The organism is Desulfobacter vibrioformis DSM 8776, assembly GCF_000745975.1.
Taxonomy (GTDB): domain Bacteria; phylum Desulfobacterota; class Desulfobacteria; order Desulfobacterales; family Desulfobacteraceae; genus Desulfobacter; species Desulfobacter vibrioformis.
In genome coordinates this window covers 156635-163490 of sequence record NZ_JQKJ01000011.1, presented here as the reverse complement: position 1 = coordinate 163490, position 6856 = coordinate 156635, and the positions used below count along the sequence as shown (strand labels likewise).

Here is a 6856-nt window from a genome sequence, read left to right as displayed (position 1 = left end):
AACCCGACTTTGACCAAGAGCATCTTCAGGGCCATCATCACCTTGTCTTCCGGGGTCCGCAGGTCAAAGAAGACGGTATCACGTGTCTCTGCAAAGCAGTGATCACATTTGTTGCAATAAAAGATACGTCGTTTTCCGCTCTGGGTCATATAGGTCGAAATGGCGCTAATATTACCTCGGTTCATCAGCCGATAATGGGAACATTCCGGGTTTGGGCATGGCTGGCCCCAGTCCTTGGGTTTTCGCATGGGTCAATCCTCCAATCAATTCGGTATATATATCCAAACTGATAGGATAATTGGCATTTTTTCTTTTTCAAAGTATTACCGGGTGAGCACCAAATAATCCCCACTCCAAAAAATGCAACTTCCGCCCGCCTCAAAACAACGTCCGGCGGTTGACTCCACAGGTATAGCGGTCTGATTTGGGCTTATTGTGCCCGTCAATACGGTGCGGTCAGGCCAAAACGGGATACCCCATATATTATGCAGGTTATTAAATAATTGCCGCTTAAGCTCATTTGATGCTGCCTCATTTCTGACATCGACAGAAAATCTAATTGTTCTACGGGGCCGTGAGAACAAGCAAGACCGCTTTTCGGTGCCATTGATAGACGATTGTATGCTTGTTTTCCAGACCCGCGAAACCGTAACATCCGTAATTAGGGTGATATGAATTATCAGTACATCGTTAACCGCTGTCATCTCACTATCCTTTTCACTGCCTGGGCCCGACTGCTTAAAACATTAAGTATTGCGTTCTGACCGCTTGACGTAGCTAAATATTCACCCAACACGCTTGGATCAAGCGTATTGATAATATTGATTGATGTAGATGAACTTGATTGACTTGTATTGGCGGATTGTGATTTTTTTACAGTCTCCATGCTGTTCTGGATATTGCTCAACACTTTATCCAGCTTGTGCGATGTCTCAGATGTGAGTACCCGTTCCCCCTCGTCAAGCAGCCAAGTCCCGGACTTGGGCACCCTGTCAATACCATCGTGGGCCATGCCAACGGCAGATATACTTGAAATAACTCCACCCATGGCTGATGCCATCGCAGCCATAGCAGCCATTTTGTCTGCAAACGTAACCCCTGTTGCGCCAACATCACTGATAGCGTCCCACATATTCAATGATGCCTGAGCAAGCGTAAAAATTTTTGACGCTGTGAACATGGCTTTATATGCAGCTGACTGCTCTCCTGCATAACTACCGATCATATCGGCCATACTTCCGAACATGGAAGAGGCCGAAGAAAGCGCCAGCTTATATCTGGACTGCTCGATCTGGGCCAGCCTGTCCTCATGCTGCTGCTTTATCTGCGCTTCCCTTTGGTCCCACATGGCGTTCAAATCAGACCGTTCCTGCCGGTACTGTTCCAGCAGCGTCATCTGCTGTGAATACCATGACTCCAGCTCCTGGGCCTGGGCATTGAGGGCAGAAGCTTCATCCCCGCTGTAACCGGCTCCAGGAGCCTGTGTAAACCCCACAGATGCCTGCTGGGTCACGGCCCGGTCATAGGTCTCCTGGTCAATGGCTTTGATATTGCGCATTTTATCAAGCCGTTTAAGCTCATCCCCCAGCTTTTCAGCCTCCGTGCGCACCCTGGCCGTGACCCGGACACCCTCATCCATGAGCTGGCTGTATTGCTTTGCCTCATCGTCGATCTCCCCGAAAAAAGAGCCCAGGGCCGTATCAACCCTGCTGCCGTACATTTTGTTATTTAAGGCATCAACCTTCCGGGCATAGATGGCCTGGGCTGTTTCCTTGTCCCTGAGCAGCTTAAGATTGGCTTCATAATCCTGGGCGTAGTATGTCAGCATCTTGTCATACACGGCCTGGGTGATGGTATTCATGCTGCTGTATGCGGTCTGCCATGCCTGGGCCTGTTTTGCCGCCAGTTTTTCGGTATCAGTGTCAATAGGAGCGTTGCTTACAGTGGAGATTCCCGCGGGGATAGTAGGAATAGTTGGGATACCGATCCAATCAATATTATCAACTTTGGTAGCGGTTTTAATATTTTTTATGGATTCAAGGATTTCTTCTTCCTGAGACTTTAATTTTGAGACCTTCTCCTGGAATACTGCCACCTGTTCGTCTGACCAAATTAATTGGTTGGTTCCCTCTGCTTGTTTTATTTTTTCCTGGAAGCCTGTAATTTCCTCTCTGACATCATGCAATTTATCTTTTAAAAAAGCAGTGCCGTCCGCGATATCCGCCTGGAATTGTTCAGCCTGCTCGGGCGTCATGGACAGCCAGTCCCAGAATGATACATGGGAGGCCGCAAATGTAGCGCCCATAAGTTCAGCAGAGCGGGTCACCTGGGAAATTGTTTTCACGGCCTCTGTGCCGGCCGTCACAATTCCCGTAAATAAACTGATGATGGAATCTTTGTTGTCCCTGATGGTTCGCGTCAGTTCCTGGACGCTGCCCCGCAGGCTGCTGTTTGTATCTCCGCTGATAGACAACGCCAATCCCTCGATCGTTGACTTCAAAATTTTTATATCACCTGACAGGGTGTCCATTTTGATGTCGGCCAGGGCCTGAGCCTCGCCGCGGACATCGTTCAGCTGGTTGGCCAACCGTTCATAATTGGTAATTTGATCCATTAGCACCAGCACTGACTTGCTGGCAATCAGCCCATATTTATCGGTGACTTCATTCACTCCCCATCCAGCCTCCTTAGCTGCCTTGAGAGTGCCAATCAGATCGGTCTCCTGCGTGCCCAGCTCTTTGGCTGCCTTGGCGTTGTTGATCATGGCCTGGCGCAAATCGGTGCCTGCATCCGACCCTTTAATGCCGGCGTTTGCCAGGGTGCCGATCAAAGCTGCCAGAGATTCAATATTGACACCATATTGTTTGGCGATAGGCGCGGAAAATTTTAGGGTTTCACCCATTAAAGAGAGATTGGTATTAGACCGGGTGGTGGTCCCAATCAACACATCGTTAAATCTGGCCAACTCATCCACTCCCATCCCCATAGCCGTCAAGGAGTCCGTAACGATATCGGATGCCTGCCCCAGATCCATGCCGGCGGCTGTGGCCAAATTGAGCAGGCCTGGCAGAGCTGATATTTGCTGATCAACAGTATAGCCGGCCATGGCCATGTATTGCAGGGCCTGGGCCGCCTGGCTCGCACTCCACTCCGTTGTTTCGCCCATTGTTTTTGCCATGGTGTCCAGACGGGCGAACTCTTCGGCTGACGCTCTGGATACCCCCTGCACGGTTTTCATCTGGGTTTCGTAAGACATCCCTGTCTTGACCGCCGCCACTGCCGCAGCGGCCAGGCCTCCGCCAAAACTGATGGCTCCAAGCCCGGTAATACTGGACACTAAGCTTTTGGCCCGGGAAACAGACTGCCCCATGGACTGATTTGCCCGTTTCGACGAGTTAGCAATCTCATCAAATGCACCTTTCCCGGATTTCCCAGCCTGCTTGACGGTATTTTCAAATTCCTGCACATCCTTGCGGCCGCCGGCCATGCTCTGGTTGATCTCATCCCCCAGGCCTGACATACTCTTTTCAGCGGTCTTGCCGGACTTGGCCACATCAGCGCCGAACTGCCGGATCACAGTGGCGGCATTACCCTTGTCCACTTCAAGACGTACGGTTATGGCATCATTGGTTTTGGTCATTTCTGCAGTTTGCTTTCCAGGAAGTATTCCATCCTTCCTAAATCCAGCCACTCCTCCAGGGTCAAATCATTCTTTTCAAACGGGTACCCGGCCTTGATCATCTGCCGGACCCGGTGCATCTTCACCGAGTAAGGCCGCGGGTGCCGGATTTCCCGCTTGGGGCAATTTTTGCACATCCAGGCCAGTATCTTTTCGCTGCCTGCCTCAATCCGGCATTTCATCTTGTCTTCAGCCCCGCACGGAGCCTTGTCCTCCAGGGCATTGCAGGTATCCTTTAAGAGGATGTCCCAGGGGCTGTCACCTGCTTTGGCGGGACTGCCGGTGCCCGCTTCACCGCCGTAGGGTTTTCAAACACATGCAGCCCCAGCAGAATCACATGATCCGGGGCCAGGTCGCACACCAGATCTTTCCAGTTTTCCAGGTACCCGTCATTTCCCGGCGTGGAAGAGAGCTGCACAACTTCACCGGTTTCATCTTCCCTGCCGAAATCCCCGTCCCGGATACCGGTCAGGATTTTTTTCCCGGCTTCATATGCCGCACCCGTGGCGTCAATTTGCACACTATCGCCATCGCGTTTCACTTTATCCTGTTCAAATTCCTGCCGTTCTTGTGTGGTGGGCATCCGGTAATAAATATCATGTTCTTCTCCGCCGGCCAGCTTATCCACAATGGTCAGCTTATTGTGCCCGCTCTTTGATAAAATCCGCATAACATCAAATCTCCTTTGAAAAACTAAAATCCCGGTATTCCAAATCTTGTTTCTTGTTTCCAGTCTCTAGTTTCTTGATCATTCCGCATTAACGTAATTGGCCACCTGGTTGCGCACCTGCACAATCACAGACCCGTAAGTATCATGTTCCAGCACCTTGAGATCCCCGGCCTCGGCCAGACGCTTGCCGTCCACGCTGATGGGCGCGGATAAAATCCCCACCAAAGGGAAAATCGCCCGGAACAGATACGGATACCCGGCCTCGTAATCCATGCCTGAAAGGGTGATATCCACACCAAACGTGGCATTGTCTGACAGATACTGCTGCAGGATAAAGTTACGCAGCTCCTGGTTCAAGCTGATGGTCTGGCTTCGCCCCTCGCGCATCAGCCTGGCCGCATACCGGTAATCCGTGCCCATGCAAAATTCCGCTGCAATACTGTTCTCAAGGCTCCAGGTCAGACTGGACACCTCGCAGCCCAGGGTCCGGCCGCCCACAAACTGAGACCCGTTCCAGGAGCCGCCCACGGTGATGGCCAGATTGGCCACCCGCATAGGCGTCTCCAGTACCCGGGCGGGAAAACTCATCCAGCCGTCAGACTCCGCCGGCACATAGATCACGGTATATGCCACATCATCCGTGGCAGTTCCTGGCGCTTCAATGGTCACCACTGCCGGGTCCGCATCAGACACCGCATTCACAGTCACCTGGGTGTTCACACCGTCAATGTCCGCCACAATGCTGTGCACGGCATCCAGCCGTTCAGCAGCCGTGCTGCCCTGCACCTGGCTGGCCAGGGTCAGGGATGTGGCATTGGCCGCATCTGTCACCGTCTCTTTGGCCACATTGTCCGCATGCTTGCCCGTGCCCACCAGCTCGGCGGTCAACGTAGGCCAGGCATCTTTTTTAAATTCCGCCTTAAGCGAATTCACGGCCATGGAGAAAAACAGGCGCTTGAACACCTCCTGGCCATACTGCATGGCACAGCTCATGGACGGATTGGACCGGCTCTTATCCAGATCCCCGGCAATGGGCGTGATGGTGTGCAGATACCCGGACGTTCCGGCAGCAGCCGTGGAAACCGCGCCCAGGCCAAACCCGCACACCAGGGCATAATCCTGGGGCCGGGCCTTGTTAAAGGTCAGCGACATCTTGGAGGTGGCCCCGTTGTCGTAAATGGTGTCTGCCTCTTCCTTGCCGCCCCGCAGCTCTTCCGAGTTATCCTCCCGCCGGGGTTCCAGGTCCGCGATACTGGACTTGTCCGCCAGAATCGTCGTGTCAATGTCCCCCTGGGTGTTGATGGCATCCTCACCGGCCCGGGACACCGCGATCATGTTATAGCTGGCAATTGCTGTGCTCATAGATCATTTCTCCTTGTTCTTCTGATTCTTCCGGGTCCACGGTCTCTTCCGGGGCCGCGGCGGAGTCTTCCTCATCCACTTCCCGGATCTCTTCAAACCGGTTCCGGTACCTGTCCGGCACTTGGGGATAAGATGCCCCATGTTCAAACCGCTGCCGGGCAAACGGCCCGGACATCACCTGGAACGCCGGCTGATTTGATTTCAGTTTGTACATTTATTCCTCCCGTCCGTACTTGAACCGCAGGCCCCTGCGGATCACCAGGCCCTTTTTGTGTGTCAGCAGCAGATCCACAGGCATCAGCGTGGTGGGTACTGCAGACAAAATCCCGCCGGTGAACACCTGGTCTGTCAACTTTTCGCACACATCTCTGACCTTTTCATGCAGCCCCTTGATGTTTGTCTCTGCCTGGCCCAGCCGGTCATAGATATAAATATCCACGACCAGATCCTGCTCCTGAACATTGCCCGTCAAATCGTGGTGGATACCGACGGCTCCGTCTTTAATCCCGATAAACGGGAATCCCACCCCTTCCGGGATCATTCCGGGAGCCGGCACCAGGGTCACATCGGACTTGCGCACCCAGTCAAAGGTTTCCTTGCAGAACGCCTGGATCTGCGGCAGCAGCCTGTCCATTTACCCCACCTTCCCCGTAACCACCCACCCGGTCACGGATTCGTTAAAATAGTCAATATCGTCATCACCGAAACCCAGATATTGCCGCCGGGGAATTTTTACCTGGCTGACAATGGCGCTCCCGAACTTGAGCGCCTTACCCTTTTTCGGTTTGATGGTGCCCCCGAAGTTGTGAATCGCCGCATACTCCACATTGGTGGACGCCAGGTCCACACCGGCGGCATCATGCCCGCCCTGGATGGAGCTGCGCAGGGTCCCATCCACCTGCAGTTTTTTGCCCGGCCATTTGCCTGCCTCGGCGCGCATCTCTTCGGTTGCATCGCTCAGCTTCTGCCAGCCGGTGCCGTCCGGGGCCTGTTCCAGATCAAACCGCTCCATAGTTTCGCTGAGCATGCGCCCGGAAAAATCCGCCATTACAGGCGTCATATCATCAATGCGGCTGATGGCCGCTTTGCACAGCTGCTGCACACCGTCATCCTCCCAGTTTAGGGTCAGGGCAAATCCGCTCATA

At 53.3% G+C, this 6856-nt stretch carries 7 protein-coding genes and 1 pseudogene; all 8 read right to left on the bottom strand.

The window, feature by feature from the left end:
* Positions 1 to 248: pseudogene (locus tag Q366_RS08930) on the bottom strand (IS1 family transposase); the annotation flags it as partial.
* A gap of 452 nt (positions 249 to 700) precedes the next feature.
* Positions 701 to 3640 carry a phage tail tape measure protein gene (locus tag Q366_RS20255; RefSeq protein WP_051957940.1) on the bottom strand — a complete coding sequence of 980 codons (2940 nt, stop codon included), beginning with the start codon at positions 3638 to 3640 and terminating at the stop codon, positions 701 to 703.
* Entirely contained in the window at positions 3637 to 3861 is a 225-nt protein-coding gene (locus Q366_RS08915) for a hypothetical protein (protein ID WP_035238154.1), read from the bottom strand. The genes Q366_RS20255 and Q366_RS08915 overlap by 4 nt, the downstream gene beginning before the upstream one ends.
* 53 nt (positions 3862 to 3914) lie before the next feature.
* Complete coding sequence (locus Q366_RS08910) at positions 3915 to 4349, bottom strand: hypothetical protein (protein WP_035238152.1); 435 nt, start codon at positions 4347 to 4349, stop codon at positions 3915 to 3917.
* A gap of 78 nt (positions 4350 to 4427) precedes the next feature.
* Entirely contained in the window at positions 4428 to 5711 is a 1284-nt protein-coding gene (locus Q366_RS08905) for a hypothetical protein (protein ID WP_035238150.1), read from the bottom strand.
* A complete protein-coding gene (locus Q366_RS08900; RefSeq protein WP_035238149.1) occupies positions 5686 to 5925 on the bottom strand; it encodes a hypothetical protein in 240 nt (79 codons plus the stop codon). The genes Q366_RS08905 and Q366_RS08900 overlap by 26 nt, the downstream gene beginning before the upstream one ends.
* The gene (locus Q366_RS08895) at positions 5926 to 6345 is read right to left on the bottom strand and encodes a hypothetical protein (RefSeq protein ID WP_035238147.1); all 420 of its coding nucleotides are present in this window, start codon (positions 6343 to 6345) and stop codon (positions 5926 to 5928) included.
* Complete coding sequence (locus Q366_RS20250) at positions 6346 to 6855, bottom strand: phage virion morphogenesis protein (protein ID WP_051957939.1); 510 nt, start codon at positions 6853 to 6855, stop codon at positions 6346 to 6348.
* Position 6856: the final 1 nt, after the last annotated feature.

What these genes read in the sequence shown, in the direction of transcription:
- Q366_RS20255 (WP_051957940.1), bottom strand. Translation starts at nt 3,640, where the DNA reads ATGACCAAAACCAATGATGCCATAACCGTACGTCTTGAAGTGGACAAG.
- Q366_RS08915 (WP_035238154.1), bottom strand. Translation starts at nt 3,861, where the DNA reads ATGAAATGCCGGATTGAGGCAGGCAGCGAAAAGATACTGGCCTGGATG.
- Q366_RS08910 (WP_035238152.1), bottom strand. Translation starts at nt 4,349, where the DNA reads ATGCGGATTTTATCAAAGAGCGGGCACAATAAGCTGACCATTGTGGAT.
- Q366_RS08905 (WP_035238150.1), bottom strand. Translation starts at nt 5,711, where the DNA reads ATGAGCACAGCAATTGCCAGCTATAACATGATCGCGGTGTCCCGGGCC.
- Q366_RS08900 (WP_035238149.1), bottom strand. Translation starts at nt 5,925, where the DNA reads ATGTACAAACTGAAATCAAATCAGCCGGCGTTCCAGGTGATGTCCGGG.
- Q366_RS08895 (WP_035238147.1), bottom strand. Translation starts at nt 6,345, where the DNA reads ATGGACAGGCTGCTGCCGCAGATCCAGGCGTTCTGCAAGGAAACCTTT.
- Q366_RS20250 (WP_051957939.1), bottom strand. Translation starts at nt 6,855, where the DNA reads ATGAGCGGATTTGCCCTGACCCTAAACTGGGAGGATGACGGTGTGCAG.